General features: G+C 61.2%; 19 protein-coding genes and 1 riboswitch. Of the genes, 10 read left to right on the top strand and 9 right to left on the bottom strand.

Features of this window, described 5'->3' with window-relative positions:
* Nucleotides 1-14: 14 nt before the first annotated feature.
* The 3 genes from ACIOVD_RS14235 to ACIOVD_RS14225 form a co-directional block, all read right to left on the bottom strand.
* The gene (locus tag ACIOVD_RS14235; RefSeq protein WP_095168978.1) at nucleotides 15-599 is read right to left on the bottom strand and encodes a TMEM165/GDT1 family protein; all 585 of its coding nucleotides are present in this window, start codon (nucleotides 597-599) and stop codon (nucleotides 15-17) included.
* A gap of 89 nt (nucleotides 600-688) precedes the next feature.
* Nucleotides 689-810, bottom strand: a riboswitch (yybP-ykoY riboswitch).
* A gap of 52 nt (nucleotides 811-862) precedes the next feature.
* Entirely contained in the window at nucleotides 863-1,861 is a 999-nt protein-coding gene (locus ACIOVD_RS14230; protein ID WP_095168977.1) for a class I SAM-dependent methyltransferase, read from the bottom strand.
* Between the two features lie 33 nt (nucleotides 1,862-1,894).
* The gene (locus ACIOVD_RS14225) at nucleotides 1,895-2,860 is read right to left on the bottom strand and encodes a 2-hydroxyacid dehydrogenase (RefSeq protein WP_095168976.1); all 966 of its coding nucleotides are present in this window, start codon (nucleotides 2,858-2,860) and stop codon (nucleotides 1,895-1,897) included.
* A gap of 91 nt (nucleotides 2,861-2,951) precedes the next feature.
* Here ACIOVD_RS14225 and ACIOVD_RS14220 point away from each other — a divergent pair, with 91 nt between their 5' ends.
* Entirely contained in the window at nucleotides 2,952-3,581 is a 630-nt protein-coding gene (locus tag ACIOVD_RS14220) for a LysE family translocator (RefSeq protein WP_095168975.1), read from the top strand.
* Here the strand turns inward: ACIOVD_RS14220 and ACIOVD_RS14215 are convergent.
* On the bottom strand, nucleotides 3,565-4,338 hold the full coding sequence (locus tag ACIOVD_RS14215) for a helix-turn-helix domain-containing protein (RefSeq protein WP_095168974.1): 774 nt from the start codon (nucleotides 4,336-4,338) through the stop codon (nucleotides 3,565-3,567). The two genes, ACIOVD_RS14220 and ACIOVD_RS14215, sit on opposite strands and share 17 nt — an antisense overlap.
* A gap of 86 nt (nucleotides 4,339-4,424) precedes the next feature.
* On the opposite strand from ACIOVD_RS14215, the gene ACIOVD_RS14210 reads away from it, so the two are divergent.
* The 5 genes from ACIOVD_RS14210 (at nucleotide 4,425) to ACIOVD_RS14190 (ending at nucleotide 14,007) form a co-directional block, all read left to right on the top strand.
* A complete protein-coding gene (locus ACIOVD_RS14210; protein ID WP_401128461.1) occupies nucleotides 4,425-5,609 on the top strand; it encodes an MFS transporter in 1,185 nt (394 codons plus the stop codon).
* Nucleotides 5,610-5,758: 149 nt separating this feature from the next.
* Complete coding sequence (locus ACIOVD_RS14205; protein WP_401128458.1) at nucleotides 5,759-7,441, top strand: fatty acid--CoA ligase; 1,683 nt, start codon at nucleotides 5,759-5,761, stop codon at nucleotides 7,439-7,441.
* 337 nt (nucleotides 7,442-7,778) lie between these two features.
* Nucleotides 7,779-9,653 carry a DUF1302 domain-containing protein gene (locus tag ACIOVD_RS14200; protein WP_401128455.1) on the top strand — a complete coding sequence of 625 codons (1,875 nt, stop codon included), beginning with the start codon at nucleotides 7,779-7,781 and terminating at the stop codon, nucleotides 9,651-9,653.
* Between the two features lie 27 nt (nucleotides 9,654-9,680).
* A complete protein-coding gene (locus ACIOVD_RS14195) occupies nucleotides 9,681-11,045 on the top strand; it encodes a DUF1329 domain-containing protein (RefSeq protein ID WP_095168970.1) in 1,365 nt (454 codons plus the stop codon).
* Between the two features lie 223 nt (nucleotides 11,046-11,268).
* The gene (locus ACIOVD_RS14190; protein WP_095168969.1) at nucleotides 11,269-14,007 is read left to right on the top strand and encodes a LuxR C-terminal-related transcriptional regulator; all 2,739 of its coding nucleotides are present in this window, start codon (nucleotides 11,269-11,271) and stop codon (nucleotides 14,005-14,007) included.
* 15 nt (nucleotides 14,008-14,022) lie between these two features.
* Here ACIOVD_RS14190 and ACIOVD_RS14185 read toward each other — a convergent pair whose 3' ends face one another.
* Nucleotides 14,023-14,943, bottom strand: coding sequence for a LysR family transcriptional regulator (locus ACIOVD_RS14185; RefSeq protein WP_095168968.1), 921 nt, complete (start codon nucleotides 14,941-14,943; stop codon nucleotides 14,023-14,025).
* Between the two features lie 233 nt (nucleotides 14,944-15,176).
* Between ACIOVD_RS14185 and ACIOVD_RS14180 the strand changes: the two genes are divergently transcribed.
* Together ACIOVD_RS14180 and ACIOVD_RS14175 are read left to right on the top strand one after the other, a co-directional pair.
* Nucleotides 15,177-16,547: an aspartate aminotransferase family protein gene (locus ACIOVD_RS14180; protein ID WP_401128450.1), complete on the top strand. Its 1,371-nt coding sequence runs from the start codon at nucleotides 15,177-15,179 to the stop codon at nucleotides 16,545-16,547.
* A gap of 153 nt (nucleotides 16,548-16,700) precedes the next feature.
* Nucleotides 16,701-17,201: a methylated-DNA--[protein]-cysteine S-methyltransferase gene (locus tag ACIOVD_RS14175; RefSeq protein ID WP_159997915.1), complete on the top strand. Its 501-nt coding sequence runs from the start codon at nucleotides 16,701-16,703 to the stop codon at nucleotides 17,199-17,201.
* 38 nt (nucleotides 17,202-17,239) lie between these two features.
* Here the strand turns inward: ACIOVD_RS14175 and ACIOVD_RS14170 are convergent, their stop codons facing one another.
* The 3 genes from ACIOVD_RS14170 to ACIOVD_RS14160 form a co-directional block, all read right to left on the bottom strand.
* Nucleotides 17,240-17,632, bottom strand: a complete 393-nt coding sequence (locus ACIOVD_RS14170; protein ID WP_401128446.1) for a hypothetical protein — start codon at nucleotides 17,630-17,632, stop codon at nucleotides 17,240-17,242.
* On the bottom strand, nucleotides 17,622-19,022 hold the full coding sequence (locus tag ACIOVD_RS14165) for a PAAR domain-containing protein (protein ID WP_401128443.1): 1,401 nt from the start codon (nucleotides 19,020-19,022) through the stop codon (nucleotides 17,622-17,624). The genes ACIOVD_RS14170 and ACIOVD_RS14165 overlap by 11 nt, the downstream gene beginning before the upstream one ends.
* Nucleotides 19,023-19,173: 151 nt before the next feature.
* A complete protein-coding gene (locus ACIOVD_RS14160; RefSeq protein ID WP_401128441.1) occupies nucleotides 19,174-19,401 on the bottom strand; it encodes a DUF6434 domain-containing protein in 228 nt (75 codons plus the stop codon).
* A gap of 134 nt (nucleotides 19,402-19,535) precedes the next feature.
* Here ACIOVD_RS14160 and ACIOVD_RS14155 point away from each other — a divergent pair, with 134 nt between their 5' ends.
* Complete coding sequence (locus ACIOVD_RS14155) at nucleotides 19,536-20,180, top strand: MBL fold metallo-hydrolase (RefSeq protein ID WP_095168964.1); 645 nt, start codon at nucleotides 19,536-19,538, stop codon at nucleotides 20,178-20,180.
* Between the two features lie 116 nt (nucleotides 20,181-20,296).
* Nucleotides 20,297-21,025, top strand: a complete 729-nt coding sequence (locus tag ACIOVD_RS14150; protein WP_095168963.1) for an OmpA family protein — start codon at nucleotides 20,297-20,299, stop codon at nucleotides 21,023-21,025.
* 164 nt (nucleotides 21,026-21,189) lie between these two features.
* On the opposite strand, the gene ACIOVD_RS14145 is transcribed toward ACIOVD_RS14150, so the two are convergent.
* Nucleotides 21,190-21,624, bottom strand: a complete 435-nt coding sequence (locus ACIOVD_RS14145) for a YhcB family protein (protein WP_095168962.1) — start codon at nucleotides 21,622-21,624, stop codon at nucleotides 21,190-21,192.
* Between the last annotated feature and the right edge of the window lie 70 nt (nucleotides 21,625-21,694).

Raw genomic sequence — 21,694 nt, 5'->3', positions numbered from 1 at the left:
CCGCGCCATCCGTCTTAAACCCAGCCACTGCTCTGCATCGCCTTGTACACCGCGACGATCGCCAGGATCAGGAATGCCGATGCCGCCAGGCGTCGGATCAGGGTCAGGGGCAGTTTGTCTGCGGCAAAGTTGCCCGCCAGCACCACCGGTACGTTGGCGATCAGCATGCCGACGGTGGTGCCGATGATCACCAGCCACAGTTCAGGGTATTGCGCTGCGAGCATCACCGTGGCGACCTGGGTCTTGTCCCCCATCTCCGCCAGGAAGAACGCGATCAGCGTGGTCAGGAACGGCCCGAACTTGCGGGCGGTGCTGGTCTCGTCGTCATCCATCTTGTCCGGCACCAGGGTCCACAGCGCGGTGGCGGCAAAGCTGGCGGCGAGAATCCAGTGCAGGGTCGCATCCGAGAAGAAGCTGCCGAACCAGGCACCCACGGCGCCAGCGGCGGCGTGGTTGGCCAGGGTCGCGGCGACAATGCCGGCGATGATCGGCCAGGGTTTGCGGAAGCGGGCGGCGAGAATAAGCGCGAGCAGTTGCGTCTTGTCGCCGATTTCGGCCAAGGCAACGATTGCGGTAGGAACGAGTAGCGAATCCAACATCAGGGTTTTCCTAAGGGGCGGGTCGACACGGCTATGACACGTACAGCCTTCCCGCCCCGGGTAAGGTGTGCGTGTCATAGGTCTTGTCAAACCCTGCGGTCCGTCTGTGCGGACGCTTGGGTCGCATACGCCATGGCCTGTTGACCAAGTATGTTGACGTATGCCGGACGAGCATGGCGCTCGTGGGAGACTACTCCCCTAGGACGGAGCGGATTCTGCCTAGGCAAAATCCATTCGGCAAGCCTTCTTTTTCATCCGGTGTTTCAGCCGCGCTTGGCCCGGTAGATGCGGAAACCCTGTCCTTCGGCCTTGATCGAGCACTGCCCCAAGTGCTCTTCGATCAGCGGCTGGTACTTCAGGAAACTGTTGGCTACCAGTCGTAGTTCGCCGCCAGTTTTCAGATGTTTAACCGCTTTTCGCAGCAAGTTTTCCGTGGCGAAGTAGTCCGTGTGGACACCTACATGGAACGGTGGATTGCTCAGGATCGCACTCAATCCCATGGGGGCAGCGTCGATGCCATCGCCGGTCAGGACTTCGGCTTCAAGACCATTGGCTGCCAGGGTCAGGCGGCTGCTGGCGGCGGCAAAGGCGTCGACGTCGAGTAGGGTCACGGTGTTGTGCGGGTAACGGCGCTTGACCGCCGCGCCCAGTACGCCGGCACCACAACCGAAGTCCAGCAGATGGCCGCTGGGCAGCTTGTCGAGATGCTCGAGCAGCAGGGCACTGCCGCGATCCAGTCGACCGTGGCTGAACACGCCCGGCAGGCTAATGACCGTCAACGGGCCTTCGGCCAGCGGCAACTCATACGTCTGTGCCAGGCTTTCCAGGGACTTGGCTTGAGGTGCATTGGCCACGGTCACTTGCCACAACTGGCAGTGCCGCGCGCTGTCGAGCTTGCGTGGTTTACCGAATGGGTTGAGCTGCTTGGCGGCGCCTTCGATGCCGCTGCGTTTTTCCCCCACCAGGTACAGTTCACAACCGGCCAGGCGCGAGGCGAGGGCGTTGAGGATGTAGTCGGTCAGGTCCTTGGACTTGGGCAGGAACAGCACCGCCGTTGCAAACTCACGCGTGGGCGCGTTCACCCCGAAATGGCTGCGCTCGGCAAAACGCGCGTCCAGGGCCGCCTGATCGCCGGCGTGCCAGCACCAGCCATGAGCGTCGGGCAACTTTCCCAGCAAGTCGTCGGCAGGCAAACCGGCCAGCAGCACGTTGCCTTGAAACAATTCAGCCTGTCGAAGCAGTACTTCACTGCGCGGATCCATACTCTGCTCCTAGAAAAAAAGTGCGGCAGTTTATCAACTGACGACCCGCAGCGGTGTACCGCTGAAAAAGCCCCGGGCATTTTCGCGCAACTGGCCGACGATCCGCTGGCGCGCTTCGCGGCTGCCCCAGGCGTTGTGCGGGGTGACGATCAGGCGCGGGATATCGCTGGCCAGCAGCGGATTGCCGGCGGTCGGCGGCTCGACGCTCAGCACATCGCTGGCTGCCCCTCCCAGATGGCCACTGCGCAAGGCATCGGCCAACGCCTGTTCATCGATCAGGCCTCCGCGCGCCGTGTTGACCACGAAAGCGCCGGGCTTGAGCAGCGCCAGTTCGCGGGCGCCGATGAAGTGGCGAGTGTGTTCGTTGAGCGGGCAGTGCAGGGTCAGGGCGTCGACCTGGGGCAGCAACTCATCCAGCGGCATCCGGTCGATCCGGGCTGGGCGGCCAGGAAGCTGGCCCGAGACCACCCGCATGCCAAAGGCTTCGGCCAGTCGCGCCACCGCACCGCCCAGTTCGCCGTGGCCGAGCAGGCCGAGGGTTTTGCCTTGCAACTCGACAATCGGGTAGTCCAGCAGGCAGAACTGTTTGGCCTGCTGCCAGCGGCCTGCGTCGACGGCTTTGCGATAGTCACCCAGGCGGGTAGCCAGGTTGAGCAGCAGCATGATCGTGTGCTGGGCCACCGACGGTGTGCCGTAGCCCTGGCAGTTGCACACGGTAATCCCCTGGGCGCGGGCGGCGGCGAGGTCGACGTTATTGGTACCGGTGGCGGTGATCAGGATCAGTTTCAGGTCCGGATTGGCGGCCATGGCACTGGCATCGATCATTATCTTGTTGGTGATCGCCACCGTGGCGCCTTGCAGGCGTTCGGCCACTTGTCCGGGTTCGGTCTGGGCGAACAGTTGCAGTTCGCTGAAGCAGTCGCGCAATGCACTGAGGTCGAGGTCGCCCAAGTCCAGTGATGGGTGATCAAGGAAAACGGCGCGGCGATTGTTCGTCATTAACTGTACCTTTTGCGCGTGAGTCTGAAGGCGTAATCTGCCGAGCCTACCAGATGAAATAAATAGTTACGCTTGCCCTCAAGGAGCTCCAATGTACTGGACAGAGTTTTTGACTGTTGCCCTGATTCACCTGCTGGCCGTCGCAAGTCCCGGTCCGGACTTTGCCGTGGTGGTGCGCGAGGCCGTGACCCACGGTCGGCGCGCGGGTACCTGGACGGCGTTGGGGGTAGGCAGCGCGATCTTCCTGCACGTGGGTTACTCGTTGCTGGGCATCGGCTTGATCGTGTCGCAGTCGATCGTGCTGTTCAACGCCCTGAAGTGGCTGGCGGCGGCCTACTTGCTGTACATCGGCTACAAGGCCCTGCGCGCGCAGCCGGCCAAGCCAGCCACTGAAGACCTGCACAAGGAAGCCGGCGTTCGTACGGCGCGCGGCGCCTTTACCTCGGGCTTCGTCACCAACGGCCTGAACCCCAAGGCCACGCTGTTCTTCCTGTCCCTGTTCACCGTGGTGATCAACCCGCATACGCCGCTGTCGATTCAGGCCGGCTATGGCATCTACCTGGCCGTGGCGACTGCCATCTGGTTCTGCCTGGTGGCGATGCTGTTCAGCCAGCAGCGAGTGCGCGCCGGATTTGCCCGCATGGGGCACTGGTTCGACCGCATGATGGGGGTGGTGCTGATCGCCATCGGTGTGAAGCTGGCCTTTACCGAGATGCATTGATCGCGCTGAGCTGATTCAGCGCGCCGAGGTATTCCCGGGGGTTGTGCCCCAGCAACCGCCGGAACATCGCGCTGAAGGCTCGGGCACTGCCATAGCCCAATTGATCGGCAACGCTCTGCACGCTTTGCCCGGCGATCAGTCGCGGCAGGGCTTCCATCAGGCGCAGTTGCTGGCGCCAGGCGTTGAAGCTCATCTTCAACTGTTGCTGGAACAGTCGCGCCAGGGTGCGTGAACTGGCACCGACCTGTTGCGCCCAATCTTCCAGGGTATTGGGATGGTCGGGGGTTTGCAGCAGGGCCATGCAGATCCCTTGCAAGCGTCGGTCCTCGGGCATGGGGATGTGCAGCGGGAGGTTTTCCAGGCCGGCAATTTCTTCGAGCATCAACTGTTGGATCAGCGGGTTCTTTGCATGGCGGGGGGCTTGCACCGCCTTCAGGATCAGCTCGCGCAGCAACGGGGTGACGGCCAGTACGCAGCATTGGCTGAGGTTGGCGGGCGACAGTTCGGGGTCAATGAACAGCGAGCGCATGCAGACCTTGCCCGACATGAAGATCTCGTGCTCGATCCACGGTGCAATCCACACCGCCCGTGTCGGCGGAATCACCCACGCACCTTGGGCCGTGACCACGCGCATGGTGCCGCACATGGCGTACAGCAATTGCGCCTCGCGATGGATATGTCGCTCCTGATGCGCGCCATCCGGGTAATCCCGCGGATGGGCGCTGACCGGGCCATGGTGGAAGTGGCTGATTAACATTGTCTGATTCGATGAGTTTGTTGTCAGGAATGCGTGTTATTGCCAACTTAGCATAACGCCACACCCTCAACGAATAGTGTGCCGTCATGCATCAACCCAGAAATGTCATCCGCTACATCAACGCCGCCCATGTGATCGACCACATGTTCATGCTGATTTTCCCCGCCGCCGTGCTGGGCATGACCGAGGTCTTCGGCCTGGACTACGCCGCCATGATCGGCCTGTCCCTGGGCGGGTTCATTGCCTTTGGTGCCTGCTCGCTACCGGCGGGTTGGCTGGGCGACCACTGGAGCCGACGCCAGATGATGCTGGTGTTTTTCTTCGGGATTGGCGCCTCGGCGATTTTCACCGGCCTGAGCAGCTCTGCGCCGATGCTGGTCCTGGGGTTGACGCTGATCGGGGTGTTTGCCGCGATTTATCACCCGGTGGGCACTGCGATGCTGGTGGCCTACGCCCAGAACCGAGGCCGGGAAATTGGCATCAACGGCATGTGGGGCAATCTGGGGGTGGCGTTTTCGGCCTTGGTCACCGGTTTGCTGGTGGCGCAGTTTGGCTGGCGTTCGGCGTTTATCCTGCCGGGTGTCGCCGCCATCGCCCTGGGCATCGGCTTTGCCTTGCAGGTACGCGAGGAGCCGATTCCCGTGCGCGCCCATGCCCCTCTCAAGGGCGCTACTGGCCAGCGGATCTCCATGATCATGGTGTTCGGGGTACTGGCCCTGGCTACCGCCACGGGTGGCGTGGTGTTCAATGCCACGACCATGACCTATCCGAAGTTGTTCCAGGAACGCCTGCATGACCTGTTCGCCTCACCGCAAACCCTTGGGGTGGTGGTCAGCCTGGCTTACGCCTTTGGCGCGGTGGCGCAGTTGAGTATCGGTCGGGTGTTGCATCGCTTCAGCCTGAAATGGCCGTTCATGCTCCTCACCCTGTGCCAGGCCCCGTTGTTGTTTGCCATGGCTTATGTCGAGGGCTCGGCCGTCATAGTGCTGGGTGCCGCCTTCATGTTCGTGGTGTTCGGGCAGGTCACGGTGAATGACGCGATGGTCGCCAACTTCGTTGCGCCGCAATGGCAATCGCGGGTGTTCGCCTTGCGCTACTGCCTGTCCTTCGGTGCCAGCGCCACGGCCATCCCACTGATTGCCTTTGTCGAGCCCCGCCAGGGTTTTGTCGGGCTGTACCTGATCCTGGCCGGTTTTGCTGCTTTGACCTTCCTCTCGGCGCTGATATTCCCACGCACACCGGCCGAGGCAGCAGTAGGACAAGCGGCCTGACGGAGGGCGTCTTTTCCACAGCGGTGCTGGCTTAGAGCCAGCATTTGCCCTGTTCTCAAATCATTCCTTTGGCTGATTTAGCGCGCGTCCAGGCTGACTAAAGTGCAGTCTTTACGCCAAGACCGTGCAGTCAGATGAAAGGGATGCTTATGTTGCAGACTCGCGTTATTCCGCCAGCCGAAGGTGCTTATCGATACCCGCTGTTGATCAAGCGATTGCTGATGTCGGGCAGTCGGTATGAGAAAACCCGCGAGATTGTCTACCGCGACCAGTTGCGCTACAGCTATCCGACCCTGATCGAGCGCGTCGCGCGGCTGGCCAACGTGCTGACGGCGGCAGGGGTCAAGGCCGGTGATACCGTGGCGGTGATGGACTGGGACAGCCATCGTTACCTGGAATGCATGTTCGCCATCCCAATGATCGGCGCGGTGATCCATACCATCAACGTGCGTTTGTCGCCTGAGCAGATCCTCTACACCATGAACCACGCCGAGGACCGCTTCGTGCTGGTCAACAGTGAGTTCGTCGGGTTGTACCAGGCCATCGCCGGGCACCTGACCACGGTGGAGAAAACCCTCCTGCTCACCGACTTGCCGCAAAAGACTGCCGAGCTGCCAAACCTGGTGGGTGAGTACGAGCAACTGCTGGCGGGGGCGAGCCCGCAGTACGATTTCGCCGACTTCGATGAGAACTCGGTAGCGACTACCTTCTACACCACCGGCACCACCGGCAACCCCAAGGGGGTGTACTTCACCCACCGGCAACTGGTGCTGCACACCATGGGCGTGTCGACGATCATGGGCAGCATCGACAGCGTGCGCCTGCTGGGGACCAACGATGTGTACATGCCCATCACCCCGATGTTCCACGTCCACGCCTGGGGCCTGCCTTATGTGGCCACCATGCTTGGTCTCAAGCAGGTCTACCCTGGCCGTTACGACCCGGAATACCTGGTGGAGCTGTGGCGCAAGGAAAAAGTCAGCTTCTCCCACTGCGTACCGACCATCCTGCAAATGCTGCTCAACTCCAAGGCAGCGCAAAACACCGATTTTGCGGGCTGGAAAATCGTCATTGGCGGCAGCGCGCTGAACCGTGCGCTGTACGAAGCGGCCAAGGCCAAGGGGATTCAGCTCACTGCGGCCTACGGCATGTCGGAAACCGGGCCGCTGGTGTCCTGTGCCCACCTCAACGATGAGTTGATGGCCGGTACCGAGGACGAACGCACCACCTACCGGATCAAGGCCGGGGTGCCGGTGCCATTGGTGGAAGCGGCAGTAATCGACGCCGAGGGTAACTTTCTGCCGGCCGATGGCGAGTCCCTGGGCGAGTTGGTGCTGCGCGCACCGTGGCTCACCGAAGGTTATTTCAACGAGCCGCAGAAGGGCGCAGAACTCTGGGCCGGGGGCTGGCTGCATACCGGGGACGTCGCGACCCTGGACAGCATGGGAGTGATCGACATCCGCGACCGGATCAAGGACGTGATCAAGACCGGCGGCGAGTGGATCTCGTCCCTGGACCTCGAGGACTTGATCAGCCGGCACGTGGCGGTACGCGAAGTAGCAGTAGTGGGCATTCCCGATCCGCAGTGGGGAGAGCGCCCGTTTGCCTTGTTGGTGATCCGTGAAGGCCACGTGATTGGGGCCAAGGAACTCAAGGAGCACCTCAAGCCATTCGTCGAATTGGGCCACCTGAGCAAGTGGGCCATCCCGAGTCAGATCGCCCTTGTTACGGAAATTCCCAAGACCAGTGTCGGCAAGCTCGACAAGAAACGCATTCGCCTCGACATCACGCAGTGGCAGGCCAACAACAGCACCTTCCTGTCGACGCTTTAAGTCTCCTGTGTCGTGCCCGAAAGGGCACGACACGCCCACCAAGCAAGCGCTTGGCTTGTTAATTCCGAATTTTCAGCCATCCTTGCCGTGCCGGCATCTGCCGGACTGGCAGAAGGACCGTTCCAGAGTGGTTGGGGGCTGCAAATCACACTTTAGAGGGATCAAGCAGTACAGCCTGCTGGATATAGTCCGTTCAAGGATTTTTAAGAGCGAGACGCACGCACGAACAGGGGCGATGCAACTTTGGATGACTTCGCGAGCGCATGGCTCACTGTCCTCCAGAGCGTTTTTAAAAGTGCTCACTGCCATAACAATAAAAGCACATGGAGTAGCGTCGATGACATCAGTAAACCAGTTCTGGCGCCGGGCGAAACTGCCCTTGGCGGTCAGTCTCGCCTCTACGCTCGCCGGGCCTGCATTCGGCGTCAGTTTCAACGTTGGTGAAATCGAAGGTCAATTCGACTCGTCCCTCTCGTTGGGCATGAGTGTGTCGACCCAATCGCCAAACAAGAACCTCATCGGCGTCAACAACGGTGGGCACGGTCTGTCCCAGACCTCCGATGACGGCCACTTGAACTTCAAGAGCGGGCAAGCGTTCTCGAAGATCTTCAAAGGCATTCATGACCTTGAACTGAAGTACGGTGACACCGGCATGTTTGTCCGGGGCAAGTACTGGTATGACTTCGCGCTGCAGAACGAAGAGCTGGAATTCAAGGACGTCAGCAACGACAACCGCAAGGAAGGCGCCAAGTCCTCCGGCGGGCAGATCCTCGACGCCTTCGTCTACCACAACTACGCGATTGCCGATCAGCCGGGCTCCGTGCGTCTGGGCAAACAGGTGGTCAGTTGGGGTGAAAGTACCTTCATCGGCGGCGGCATCAACTCCATCAACCCGATCGATGTGTCCGCATTCCGTCGTCCGGGTGCCGAGATCAAGGAAGGCCTGATCCCGGTCAACATGTTCTACGTGTCCCAGAGCCTGACCGAAAACCTCTCGGCCGAGGCGTTCTATCAACTGGAATGGGACCAGACCGTTGTCGATAACTGCGGCACCTTCTTCTCCCAGCCGGACATCGTCGCCGACGGTTGCGACAACAACCTGCGCGTACTGAACAAGCGTTCGACCATTCCGGCCATCGCCCTGGGGCCATTGGCTGCGAACGGTGTCGACGTCAATGAGGAAGGTGTGCTGGTGCGCCGCGGTCCGGACCGTGATGCACGGGACAGCGGCCAGTGGGGCGCGTCCTTCAAGTACATGTTCGATCCGCTGGACACCGAGTTCGGTGCCTATTTCATGAACTACCACAGCCGTGCGCCGATCTTCAGCGCCACGGGGGCCTCGCAGTCGGTCTACAACACCGCCGCGTCGTTGCCGGGGCCATTCGCTGCGCTCGGGCCACTGCTGGTGGCGGGCAACTCGCAGTACTTCGTCGAATACCCTGAAGACATTCGCCTCTACGGCCTGAGCTTCTCCACCACCTTGCCTACCGGCACGGCGTGGCAAGGTGAATTGAGCTACCGTCCGAATGCACCGGTACAACTCAACTCCACCGACATCCTGTTCGCCGGGGTTCGTCCATTGGGCGGCGCGCTGGCCAACGCTTCGCTGCTGTCGGCAGCACCGGGTTCCGACCTGCACGGCTATCGCCGCAAGGAAGTGACCCAGTTCCAGACCACCCTGACGCACTTCTTTGACCAGGTGATGGGCGCCAGCCGCTTGACTGTGGTCGGTGAAGTCGGCGTGACTCACGTCGGTGGGCTGGAAAGCACCTCCGATGTCCGTTACGGCCGTGACCCGGTCTATGGTCCGGGCGAACTGCCAGGTGCTTCCTGCGAATTCCTCAACGGCCGGACCATCGCCGGTGCCGGTCCAGGGACCGCCACCAACAACGCGACCCGCAATTGCAACGATGAAGGTTTCACCACGCCAACCTCCTGGGGCTACCGTGGTCGTGCAATCTGGGATTACAACGACGTATTCGCCGGGGTCAACCTCAAGCCGAACGTGGCCTGGTCCCATGACGTCAGCGGCTACTCGCCTGGTCCTGGCGGTAACTTCGAGGAGGGTCGCAAGGCCGTCAGCCTGGGTCTGGATGCCGAGTACCAGAACACCTACACCGCGAGCCTGGCCTACACCAACTTCTTCGACGGCAAGTACACCACCGTGGATGACCGTGACTTCGTCGCGCTCAGCGTCGGCGTGAACTTCTAAGCACTGCTTCTTCAGGACGAACAAGAAATGAAAATAACCAAGAATCTGGTGTACGTCGCAGGACTGGGGCTTTCGTTGCTGGCGACCGGCGTCATGGGCGCCGTTCCGGCAGCCGAAGCCGATAAGCTGGGCAAGAGCCTGACGCCGATGGGCGCAGAAATGACCGGCAATGCCGACGGCTCGATTCCGAGCTGGAAACCCCTGGCCAAGAATGCCGGCACGGTAGACAGCAAGGGCTTCCTGTCCAATCCCTATGCCAGCGAGCAACCGCTGTTCACCATCACCGCGCAGAACGTCGACAAGTACAAGGAAAAGCTGGCCCCGGGCCAATACGCGATGTTCAAGCGTTACCCGGAAACCTTCAAGATGCCGGTGTACACCTCTCACCGTGGCGCCACCGTGCCGCCTGAAGTGTTCGCGTCCATCAAGCGCAACGCCACCAACACCACCCTTGTATCGGGTGGCAACGGCCTGGAAAACTTCGAAACGGCCGTGCCGTTCCCAATCCCGAAAACCGGTGTGGAAGTGATCTGGAACCACATCACCCGCTACCGTGGTGGCAGCGTGACCCGCCTGGTCACCCAGGCCACGCCGCAAGCCAACGGCTCCTACAGCCTGGTGTACTTCCAGGACCAGTTCGTGTTCCGCGACAAAATGAAGGACTACGACCCAAAAAACCCGGGCAACATCCTGTTCTACTTCAAGCAGAAAGTAACCGCGCCGGCGCGTCTGGCCGGTGGTGTGCTGCTGGTCCACGAGACCCTCGACCAGGTCAAGGAGCCGCGTTCGGCGTGGGTCTACAATGCCGGCCAGCGTCGTGTGCGCCGTGCCCCGCAAGTGTCCTATGATGGCCCGGGTACTGCAGCCGACGGCCTGCGGACCTCCGACAACCTGGACATGTTCAACGGTGCACCGGACCGCTACGACTGGAAGCTCGAAGGCAAGAAAGAGATGTATATCGCCTCCGACAGCTACAAGCTTGACGATCCGAAGCTCAAGTACTCCGACATCATTAAGGCCGGGCACATCAACCAGGACCTGGCCCGCTACGAGCTGCGCCGCGTGTGGCATGTGGTTGCGACCCTGAAGGAAGGCCAGCGTCACATCTACGCCAAGCGTGACTTCTACATCGACGAAGACACCTGGCAAGCCGCGGTAATCGACCACTACGACGGTCGTGGTCAACTGTGGCGCGTGGCCGAAGCCCATGCCCAGGACTACTACGACAAACAAGTGCCGTGGTATGCCCTGGAAACCCTCTACGACCTGCAGTCCGGCCGTTACCTGGCACTGGGCATGAAGAACGAAGAGAAACAGGCTTACGACTTCGGCTTCACCGCCACCACCAGCGATTTCACCCCGGCCGCACTGCGTCAGGAAGGTGTTCGCTAATACGCTGCACCAGAGGCCGCATCCTCGAAAAACGCCCCGACTGGTTCGGGGCGTTTTTTTTGCCTTGGATAAAGTGATCGACACCCACCGAATCGGTGACGACGCCAGAGGGTGCTCAGACTTTTTGTAGCCATTTGTAGCAATTGCCTTCAAACCCTGGCGGTTTGCCGCTAGTCTGCGGACATCTGCAATGCCGACAACAGCACTTCAATAAGAGTTGGCTATGACTGACCTGTTCCGAATCCACAGCCCTCCTGGCCCGGCCGTGCCGATGCTGGAAGGACGCTTTTACCGTCCCCCCTTGCCCGACGGCCACATCCTGCGGCCGCGGTTGTGCGAGCGGCTGAGTGCTGGTTTGACCGGGCGACTGCTGTTGGTCAGCGCCCCGGCCGGGTTTGGTAAAAGCTCACTGGCGGTGGAGTTCTGCCAGAGCCTGCCGGACCACTGGCAAAGCCTGTGGCTGGGACTCAGCCCCCGTGACAATGACCCGGGGCGTTTTCTCGAGCGGTTGCTCGAAGGCCTGCAGCACTATTTCCCTCGGCTGGGCGCCCAGGCCCTGGGCCTGCTGAAAATGCGCCAGCGTCATCAACCGTTCGCCTTCGAAGAGTGGCTGGACGGGCTGCTCGACGAATTGGCGGTCCAGCTCTCGCCCAGCGCCCCATTGTTGCTGGTGCTGGATGACTATCACCTGGCCCAGGGCCCGGTGCTGGACCGCTGCCTGCAGTTTTTCCTCAATCACCTGCCCGATGGCCTGCTGGTGCTGGTGACCAGTCGCCAGCGGCCAGACTGGCACCTGGCTCGTTTACGCCTGTCGCGGCAATTACTCGAACTGCACGAGCAGGACCTGCGCCTGACGCACGACGAATCCTTGGCCCTATTGAACCGGCACAGCAGTTCGCTGCGTGGCGAGGCGCTGGAAAGCCTGATTGAGCGCAGCGAAGGCTGGGTGGCGGGGCTACGCTTCTGGTTGCTCGCGGCGTCGGAAGCCGGCAATGGCGCAACACTGCCACCGCCACTGCACGGTGGTGAAGGGCTGATCCGCGACTACCTGCTCGAAGAAGTCATCGATTGCCTGCCCGCCGAGGTCCAGGCCTTCCTCTACGACACCGCGCCCCAGGAGCGCTTTTGCAGCGAACTGTGCGACGCGGTGCGCGAAGCCCACGACAGTGCGCAAATCCTGCGTTACCTGCTGTCCCACCAGGTGTTCCTGGTCCCGCTCGACGAGCAGGGGCACTGGTTCCGCTATCACCACCTGTTTTCCGACCTGCTGCGCAGCCGCCCGACCGTTAACGCCATGGTGCCCGTCGCCAGCCTGCACCTGCGGGCGTGTCGCTGGTTCAATGCCCAGGGCCTGCTCGACGAAGCCGTGGAGCAGGCCTTGCGGGCCGGGCACTTGGATGTGGCGGCGAACCTGGTGCAAAACCTGTCCGAAGAACAGCTGCTGGCTGAACAGAACGTCGGCATGTTGCTGCGCTGGAAAATGGACTTGCCCGACAGCCTGCTGGTCAGCACCCCACGGCTGATCGTGCTGTACAGCTGGGCCCTGGGCCTGGCCTGCCAGCTGGATGCTGCGCAAGAGTTGGCCAGCCACCTCAGCCGGTTCCTGCCGGCTCCTTCGGCCACTGCGCAAAAATCCATGTTGGCGCAGTGGCTGGCCTTGAGCGGGATCATCGCCCGTGGCCGCGGCCAGCGCGACTTGACCTTGCTGTACTGCACCGAGGCCCTGCAAAGCCTGCCGCACAAACGCTATGGCCAGCGGCTGATGTGCCTGTCGACCCTGTCCAACCTGGCCATCGCCGACGCCGACCTGTGGCGTGCCCGAGAGCTGAACCGCGAATCCCTGGAGCTGGCGCAACGGGTCGGTAATCCCCTGTTCGAAGCGCTGGCCCATTACGACCGCGCCCGGGTGCTGCAGGCGCGAGGGGAAATCCTGCGTGCCCTGGACGAAGTCCACCAGGGCCAGCAACGCTTGCAGGGTCTGTCGCCGCAACGGCTGTATGCGGTGCGCGCGCGCCTGACCCTGTACGAAGGCTTCCTGCTGGTCCTGCGCCTGCAACCCGAACTCGGGCTTGCCCGCCTGCACGCCGGCCTGACGGAAGCACGGGCCTGCCGCGACATCAGCGTGCTGATCGGCCACAGTGTGATCGCCCGGCTGGAAGGCAGCCGGGGCGAGTTTGCCAAGGCGTTCGCCGAACTGGCCGAGGCCGAGCGGCTGATGCACATCTGGGACGTGCCGCCGATCTACTACCTGGCCATGCTGACCTTGGTCAAATGTGAACTGTGGCTGGCCCAGGGGCGTACCGACCTGGCCGGCGCCTGGCTGACACGCCTGGGCCAGACCTACAACGGCGAACAGGCCGCGGCGCCCCCCGAATTCCACCCGCAAATGCCCCTGCACATCGAGTTGCAGCAAGCCCTGCTGGAGTCGATGCAAAACCAGCCGATGCTGGCCGAAGGGCGTCTCAATGTCTTGTTCGAGCATGGGCAAAAGAGTGGGCGGCAGATGCTCAGCGTGATGGCGCTGATTCAGAAAGTCAGCCTGTTGCTGGGCCATGGGCGCGAGCCAGAAGCACGTCGGGCCATGGCCCAGGCGTTCGAGGCCGCCAGCGGTGGCGTGTTGCAGCCTTTTGATGGGTTATTGCGCGAGCGACCGGACTGGCTGCGTGAGCAACTGGCCCACTGTCCACCCACGGCTCTGCGCCAGAGCCTGATGGAACACTTGCCTCACGTCGCGATTCGCGAAAGCGTTGAGAGCCAACCCGGCGGCGAAGCCCTCAGTGTTCGTGAGCAAGCGGTGCTGCAACTGATTGCCCGGGGCTGTTCGAACCAGGAAATCAGCGATCAGTTGTTCATCTCGTTGCACACGGTGAAAACCCACGCCAGCCACATCAACAGCAAGCTCGGCGTCGAGCGTCGCACCCAGGCCGTGGCCCGGGCGAAAGAACTGGGACTGTTGGCCTGACCAGGGCTCGTCACATCAGGCCGATCCCAGGGCCTTGGCCGTCAACTGCTCCCGGCAGTAATCGGCAAACAACTGCGCCGGCTTGGTCAATTGCCCGCGCTTGAGCCAGGCGGCCACCAACCCGGAACCAGTGACATCTTCGACGATGTCCACGCACACCACCTTTTGCCCGTCGTAGGTGCATTGCGAATGTGGCCGGGTGACCAGGATCGAAAAACCGAAACCTTGGCCGACCATGCCACGCACCATCTCGATCGAGGGTGAGCTGAAGGCGATTCGTGGGGTCAGCCCCAGCTCATCGAACAGGCTGACGAAGTAGGTCCGGCTCGGCTGCACATCCAGCAGAATCATCGGCTCCAGACACAGGTCGCGCAGTGACACCTGGGCCTGCTGGGCGAAGCGGTGATCGGCCGGCAGCAGGGCATAAGGGCGTTGCGCCGGCATCAAGGGTTCGGTCTGGATGGTGCCATCCAGGTCGTGCTCATAGAGGATCGCCAGGTCAAAGGCGCCCGACGTCAGCCCCTGCACCAGCTCCTGCTGTTCGCCATCGCGGATGCGGATCTCCACCCCCGGGTACAGCGCTGAAAACCCGGCCATCAGTTGCGGCAGGTACAACGGTGCCACCGTCTCGAAGCAGCCGATGTCGATCTGCCCGGACACCACATCGTTGTCGGCCAGGGCGTTCTGCTCGAACTCCTTGGCCATGCGCAGCAGCTCCTGGGCCTTGCGATAGAAGCGTGCGCCGCTGGGGGTGAGGGAGACGCCCTGGGCGTGATGGCGGATCAGCAACTGCACCCCGAAGCTGTCTTCCAGGCCCTTGATGGCCGTGGAGATCGACGGCTGGGCGATGTACAGCTTGCGCGAGGCCTCGGCGACGCTGCCGCATTCCACGGTAGTGATGAAGTACTTCAGTTGACGCAGATTGTAGGCAGCCACGGCAAACCTCGGGGTGATGGGGCAGGTGTCGGTCTCGACCGCTGATCCCAAGCAATTTGCGCACCGCCCAGGTCCGCGTGGGCGACGATTGGGTCATGCCTGAACAATAACCACATGGCGCGCGCATGGGGGAAATCGATGCCTAGTTTTTTCATCGCCTGCGAACACATTTTTACTATTTTTGCCCTGCGGGTACCTGGGCCACTATCGATCACCACAACGGAGAACTGGCGATGACCACCCCACGTGAAACCCGCGACTACCAGGCCGCCGACGCTGCACACCACATCCACGCGTTCGTCGATCAGAAAGCCCTCAACGACGAAGGGCCGCGCGTGATGGTGCGAGGCGAGCGCCTGCACCTGTGGGACAACGACGGGCGGCGTTACCTGGATGGCATGTCGGGGCTGTGGTGCACCAACCTGGGCTATGGGCGCAAGGACCTCGCCGCCGCGGCGACCCGGCAACTTGAGCAACTGCCGTACTACAACATGTTTTTCCACACCACCCACCCGCAGGTCATCGAGCTGTCGGAGCTGCTGTTCAGCCTGTTGCCGGGGCATTACAGCCACGCGATCTACACCAACTCCGGTTCCGAGGCCAACGAAGTGCTGATCCGCACCGTGCGCCGTTACTGGCAAGTGCTCGGCAAGCCCGAGAAGAAGGTGATGATCGGCCGCTGGAACGGTTATCACGGTTCGACCCTGGCGGCCACGGCGCTCGGCGGCATGAAGTTCATGCACGAGATGGGTGGCATGCTGCCGGACATCGCGCACATCGACGAGCCGTACTTTTTTGCCCATGAAGGCAACCTGACCCCGGCCGAATTTGGCCTGCGGGCGGCGCAACAACTGGAGGCCAAGATCCTCGAACTGGGGGCCGACAAGGTTGCCGGATTCATCGCCGAACCCTTCCAGGGCGCGGGCGGGATGATCTTCCCGCCAGAGAGCTACTGGCCGGAAATCCAGCGCATCTGCCGCCAGTACGACGTGTTGTTGTGTGCCGACGAAGTGATCGGTGGCTTCGGTCGCACTGGTGAATGGTTCGCCCATGAGCACTTCGGATTCGAGCCCGATACCCTGTCGATCGCCAAGGGCCTGACCTCGGGTTACATCCCCATGGGCGGGCTGATCCTGTCGAAGAAAATCGCCCAGGTGCTGGTGGAGCAGGGCGGGGTATTCGCCCACGGCCTGACCTATTCCGGGCACCCAGTGGCCGCCGCGGTGGCGATCGCCAATCTCAAGGCACTGCGCGATGAAGGAGTGGTCACTCGGGTCAAGGAGGACATCGGGCCTTACCTGCAACAGTGCCTGCGCGAGGTGTTCGGCCAGCACCCGCTGGTGGGCGATATCCAGGGCGTGGGCATGGTCGCGGCCTTACAGCTGGCCGAGGATCGGGGCAGCCGTAAACGGTTTGTCAACGAGAATGACATCGCCTGGCGCTGCCGAACCCTGGGCTTTGAAGAGGGAGTGATCATCCGCTCCACCCTGGGGCGCATGATCATGGCCCCGGCGTTGATCGCCAGCCGCGAAGAAGTCGACGAACTGGTCGCCAAGACACTGCGGGCACTGGATCGCACGGCGCAGGAGTATGGCCGGCTCTAACCCTTTCTGAAGGCCTTGTCGCGGGCCCCTGTCCGCCTGGAAAATTCAAACGCAAGAAACGTAGTTCTTGCGTTTGAATCCTGGATTACCCTGAATACGTTCTTTGACAACACTCAACGACCGCACCTGAACAGTCGGATCCAGGAGTCACCCATGTCATACGTATTCAAACGGATGCCGTCACCGGTCGGCACCCTGACCCTGATCGCCAGCGGCGACAAACTCTGCGCGATCCTCTGGGAAAACGAACGCCTCAACCGCGTGCGCATCGGCCCGCTGCTGGAAGATATCCACAGCCCGCTGCTGCAGGAAACCGAACGCCAGCTGCAGCAGTACTTCGCCGGTGAGCGCGAGCACTTTGATCTGCAACTGGACTTTGTCGGCACCGAGTTCCAGCAAAAGGTCTGGCAGGCCCTGCTGACCATCCCCTTCGGCGAAACCCGCAGCTACAGCCAGATCGCCCAACAGATCGGCAGCCCCAAGGCCGTCCGCGCGGTGGGCGCCGCCAACGGCAAGAACCCGATCTCGATCGTCACCCCCTGCCACCGGGTGATTGGCGCATCAGGCAGCCTGACCGGGTTTGCCGGCGGCCTGGAGGCCAAGCAGTACCTGTTGGGGCTGGAGGGGAAGGAGACGTTGCAGTTGGCGTTTTGAGAGGGATCAGAAGCGCGAGGTGTGCATGCGGCCCAAGGCTACTTTAGCCACCCCATGAACTTTCCAACTCCCCAAAGCGTGAACAACAGTAAGCCTGCGAAAAGGGCCGTCAAATACGAGAGCGTTATTATTTGACGTAGCCCGCGTGGGAAGTTGGTGTAGTCCTCCAGGTCCAAGTCGCCACCCTTTATCGAGCGGTTGTAGAAGCTCAGCATTGCACTCACGCTTATCAACATGAAGAAGCGACTGAATGGATCCTTGCCCATCATGGATCGTCGAAGTTGAACCCCTCGAGAGCGGCTTAGGTTTTCAAGTATTTCGTTTATTCTGAAGTAGGCCAGATAGAGCTGCGTCCCGATAAACAAAAAACCGATGGCAAAAAGCACTCCTCCTCCGAAAAGGAAATAAACAATTTCAATATCACTCCTCATGGCTGGTCAGCTCATGTAACACCTCACCCACTTCTTCACCGTAAGCTTCACCGCCAGCACCGCCAATGGCTGATCCCAATCCCACCATAATCACGCCGCAGACAATGGCCCCAAGTCCCGTGACGCTAAGACCCAGGCAAACGGCTCCGCCAATAGGTGCACCCAATGCGCCGCCGATTAAACCTCCAGCGAACTTTCCACTTTCCGTGTACTTGACCTGACGGCATTCCTCCTCACGACCTAAATGGCAGGTTTCGCGTATTTTCAACGCCGATCCTGAGGCCCCCAGACCAATCCCCACCCAGCCCCCGACCTTGATGTATTTGCTCGCTTTGACGACACCATCTATGTGAGTCGCATAGCCCGGAATACCTCCAGATGTTCCCGAACTGCTCCAATGATGGACAAGGCTGCGGCTGGAGATCCCCAAAGCGCTTTTCAATTTTGGGTGTTCAGGTATCCCTATTCCTCTACGCACGAGTGGACTCAGGCTGTTGTTCAACTGCGACAACAAACGATTGCGCTCCGAGAAAAACTCAGGCGTGTGCAAGTTCCCGTGCCGTTGAAACGTGCTTTGGTGCAACGTCTCCAGTTGTTCCAGGGTGCTTTTCACATTGCCAAGGTGCCTGGAGAACATGACTTCACCTATACCAATTGCTGCGGAACCTTCGGTCAAAAACGCTTCAATTTGTTCACGATGACGAGTCGTGAAGTCAGCTTCGTCACGTGTCAGTTCCTGGAGCGCCGCATTGACCTTTTCCGCCACCTCCATCAGCAAGGCTTCTTCCCGGCTGCATTGCCAATTGCTCGGGTCGCTTAGCACGATCATCGAGCCGGCTTTGACGTCGTGCCGATAAGGGTTGAGCAATTGAAACTTACCCATCACCGCCGGATCGCGCAGGCTGAACAGGTTCGCTTCAAGCAGTTCTCGGGTAGTGCTCTTGGGCACGATGTAGAAGCCAGGCTCCTGACCTTGAGTGCTATTAAAGCCGTGGGGCGCTGGATGGCTAGTGACCGAGGCGAAACCGGATGAGTGCGTTCCGTCTGCGGGTTGGGCTGCGAGCGGAGTGGGCGGTGGCGTAAAGCGCGGGTCTGGCGCGAGGTCCCTGAACTCCTGGCACTGCAGGGTCTGGTTGGCTATCAGGCGTGGTGGCGGGTCGCACTTGCAGTGACAGAGGTCACCGTCCAGGGCGGTGGGGCGTCCTTGCATGAGGTCCACCAGATGCGGACCGTCGCAGACGATGACGCCAGTACTGTCGCAGGCCGGGCAAGCGACTTCGTCGCCCTCACGGGCGATGGGCTGGCCATCGATGGTCCAGTGGGGGTAGCCCGTCATTACGGTGCCGTCGGCGGTGGTCTTGGCCCCGACGGTGATGTGATAGCGCTTCATGCGACATGCGTCCTTTTTGTTTCGAAAGGACGCACGCTAGATGACTGGGCAAAGGGAGATAAATCAGACGTTTCTTTGAATGATGTAGGCATGCTCTGCAGTAACTCTAAGCATGCTGCCGGACCTAATGGCGAATCTTGAACAGTCGCCCTTAGATGCGTGGCTCTTCGATTACGGGTTGCCGACGCCGCCACTCATCGACCACATCGCCCAGGGTTGCAGGCGTTCCGCTGCGGATCCAGGCCATGAAGTCGCGGTCGAAGCGGAAGTCTGCGCCGCAGTGCTCGTGCATGAAGCGACGGACGTTCTGGGTGTTTTTGTAGTGTTTGTCGAGCGGGGTTGCGGTTGTCAGTAGTTCGCTGTGCCAGTTGAACGTCATGGGTGTGTCCGTGTTGGGGCGGCAGTTCAGGCATTGGCGAATGCCAGGGCCGGGGGCGTTTTGTTACCGGCCTGCCATCGGCGATTGTGGCGGGCTGTGCCAGAATAGCCGATCCATTTTTTCCAGGAACATCCATGGACGCTGCCAAACCCGCGCTGATCCGCGAAACCTTCCCCGTCGGCCCTTTGCAGTGCAACTGCACGATCATTGGCGACCCGATCACCAAAAAGGCCATCGTCGTCGATCCGGGTGGCAATCATGAATTGATCCTGGCGCGCCTCGAGGCCCTGGGCCTGAAGGTGGTGAGCATCATTCATACCCATGCGCACCTGGATCATTTCCTGGCTTCGGGCCAGTTGAAGGAAAAAACCGGTGCTACCCTGCATCTGCACAAGGAGGATCAGTTCCTCTGGGACAACCTGGAGATGCAATGCCAGATGTTTCGCGTGCCCTATACCCCGGTGCCGTCTCCGGATCGCTGGCTGGATGATGATGAAGAGCTGGCGTGCGGCTGTGGTGTCGCGTTGCACACACCAGGTCACACACCGGGCTCCATGAGTTTCTGGTTTGCAGAGGCTAAGCTGCTGATAGCCGGCGACACCTTGTTTCGGCGTGGGGTAGGGCGCACGGATTTGTGGGGCGGTGACCAGGCGACTATCGTGCGCTCAATCAAGCAACGCCTGTACACCCTCGATGAAGAGGCGACGGTGGTCACCGGGCATGGTCCCGATACCCGCCTGGGCGACGAGATGCGTGAAAATCCGTTTGTCCGCGCCTAGGACAGCCGGTGTTACAGGTCGCCACGGAATTTTTGCCGGTTGCCGTGTTCCAACGCCCGCAGGGGTCCATTTGCTAACGTCCGCTGCACCACAGAATGTAAAAGTAGGAGCTCTCCATGTTCACCTCGCGTCGTTTGATTATTGTCGCAACTGCCGTGGCCTTGTTGTCGGGCTGTGCGTCCCCTAACCCTTATGACAACCAGGGTCAGGCCGACGGTGGCTCCACGGGCATGAGCAAAACCGCCAAGTACGGTGGCTTGGGAGCCCTGGCTGGCGCCTTGGCGGGTGCTGCCATCGACCACAACAACCGTGGCAAGGGGGCGCTGATCGGCGCCGCCGTGGTCGGTGCTTCCGCCGCCGGTTATGGCTACTACGCCGACCAGCAGGAAAAGAAACTGCGCGCCAGCATGGCCAACACCGGGGTTGAAGTGCAGCGCCAGGGCGATCAGATCAAGCTGATCATGCCGGGCAACATCACCTTCGCCACCGATTCGGCGAACATTGCCCCAAGTTTCTACCAGCCGCTCAACAACCTGGCCGGCTCGCTGAAAGAGTTCAACCAGAACCAGATCGAAATCGTTGGCTACACCGACAGCACCGGCAGCCGCCAGCACAACATGGACCTGTCCCAGCGTCGTGCGCAAAGCGTGGCGACCTACCTGACGTCCCAAGGCGTCAGCGGTGCCAACCTGTCGGCACGTGGCGCAGGCCCGGACAACCCGGTTGCCAGCAACGGCGACGTCAACGGTCGGGCGCAGAACCGCCGTGTCGAGGTCAACCTCAAGGCAATTCCTGGCCAGCAGTATGGCGGCCAGCAGCAAGGGCAAGTGCAGCAGTACCCATGAACATCTGACTGAACCCCAGGTGTCAGACAAGCCCGCCCGGTCCTAGTGACCGGGCGGGCTTTTTTATGGCCATTGACGGCCTCTCGTGGGCAAGACGCACAGGCACAAAAAAGCCCCCGGGCAATCACTCATCCGGGGGCTTTTGGCGATCGCCTGAAAGCGTATTACTTCTTCAGGCCGTAATGCTCATCGAGCATGCCCGGTGCGTTGGGCGTTTTTGGCGCGTAGTCGCGAGGTGGTTCCTGGTCGCGCGGTGGCGTCAGGCGTTCCCGTGGGGCCTGGGCGGCATCGGCGTGCAGCGCGGCCAGCAGGCGTTGGCGAGTCTGCTCGTCCAGGGCCAGGCGGTTGGCACCCTCGGCGAGGTGGTCTTGTACTTCCTGGTAGCTCTGGGTGAGTTTTTTCACCAGCGTTGCGGTGCTGTTGAAGTGGGTGACCACTTCATTCTGATAGCTGTCAAAACGTTCCTGAATGTCATCCAGCTGACGCTGCGTGCTGTTAGGCACGGCATTGGGCAGCAGACGCGCAACCAGGAATCCAATAGCGACACCGGCAACCAGGGCAAGAGTCGGCAACAACCAAACTAAGAGCGAGTGTTCCACGAGTCCTTCCTCTATAAACGGCTTTGCTTTACGTTAACGGCTCGGACCTGCGCTGTATACCGCGACGAGA

Origin of the sequence: Pseudomonas sp. NPDC087626 (assembly GCF_044743405.1) — a bacterium.
GTDB lineage: Bacteria > Pseudomonadota > Gammaproteobacteria > Pseudomonadales > Pseudomonadaceae > Aquipseudomonas.
The sequence above is the reverse complement of the archived record's forward strand: the minus strand, read 5'-3'. Positions and strand labels throughout refer to the sequence as shown.

What these genes read in the sequence shown, in the direction of transcription:
- ACIOVD_RS14180 (WP_401128450.1), top strand. Translation starts at nt 15,177, where the DNA reads ATGACCACCCCACGTGAAACCCGCGACTACCAGGCCGCCGACGCTGCA.
- ACIOVD_RS14205 (WP_401128458.1), top strand. Translation starts at nt 5,759, where the DNA reads ATGTTGCAGACTCGCGTTATTCCGCCAGCCGAAGGTGCTTATCGATAC.
- ACIOVD_RS14190 (WP_095168969.1), top strand. Translation starts at nt 11,269, where the DNA reads ATGACTGACCTGTTCCGAATCCACAGCCCTCCTGGCCCGGCCGTGCCG.
- ACIOVD_RS14170 (WP_401128446.1), bottom strand. Translation starts at nt 17,632, where the DNA reads ATGAGGAGTGATATTGAAATTGTTTATTTCCTTTTCGGAGGAGGAGTG.
- ACIOVD_RS14220 (WP_095168975.1), top strand. Translation starts at nt 2,952, where the DNA reads ATGTACTGGACAGAGTTTTTGACTGTTGCCCTGATTCACCTGCTGGCC.
- ACIOVD_RS14215 (WP_095168974.1), bottom strand. Translation starts at nt 4,338, where the DNA reads ATGTTAATCAGCCACTTCCACCATGGCCCGGTCAGCGCCCATCCGCGG.
- ACIOVD_RS14225 (WP_095168976.1), bottom strand. Translation starts at nt 2,860, where the DNA reads ATGACGAACAATCGCCGCGCCGTTTTCCTTGATCACCCATCACTGGAC.
- ACIOVD_RS14165 (WP_401128443.1), bottom strand. Translation starts at nt 19,022, where the DNA reads ATGAAGCGCTATCACATCACCGTCGGGGCCAAGACCACCGCCGACGGC.
- ACIOVD_RS14175 (WP_159997915.1), top strand. Translation starts at nt 16,701, where the DNA reads ATGTCATACGTATTCAAACGGATGCCGTCACCGGTCGGCACCCTGACC.
- ACIOVD_RS14155 (WP_095168964.1), top strand. Translation starts at nt 19,536, where the DNA reads ATGGACGCTGCCAAACCCGCGCTGATCCGCGAAACCTTCCCCGTCGGC.
- ACIOVD_RS14230 (WP_095168977.1), bottom strand. Translation starts at nt 1,861, where the DNA reads ATGGATCCGCGCAGTGAAGTACTGCTTCGACAGGCTGAATTGTTTCAA.
- ACIOVD_RS14200 (WP_401128455.1), top strand. Translation starts at nt 7,779, where the DNA reads ATGACATCAGTAAACCAGTTCTGGCGCCGGGCGAAACTGCCCTTGGCG.
- ACIOVD_RS14195 (WP_095168970.1), top strand. Translation starts at nt 9,681, where the DNA reads ATGAAAATAACCAAGAATCTGGTGTACGTCGCAGGACTGGGGCTTTCG.
- ACIOVD_RS14150 (WP_095168963.1), top strand. Translation starts at nt 20,297, where the DNA reads ATGTTCACCTCGCGTCGTTTGATTATTGTCGCAACTGCCGTGGCCTTG.
- ACIOVD_RS14235 (WP_095168978.1), bottom strand. Translation starts at nt 599, where the DNA reads ATGTTGGATTCGCTACTCGTTCCTACCGCAATCGTTGCCTTGGCCGAA.
- ACIOVD_RS14160 (WP_401128441.1), bottom strand. Translation starts at nt 19,401, where the DNA reads ATGACGTTCAACTGGCACAGCGAACTACTGACAACCGCAACCCCGCTC.
- ACIOVD_RS14210 (WP_401128461.1), top strand. Translation starts at nt 4,425, where the DNA reads ATGCATCAACCCAGAAATGTCATCCGCTACATCAACGCCGCCCATGTG.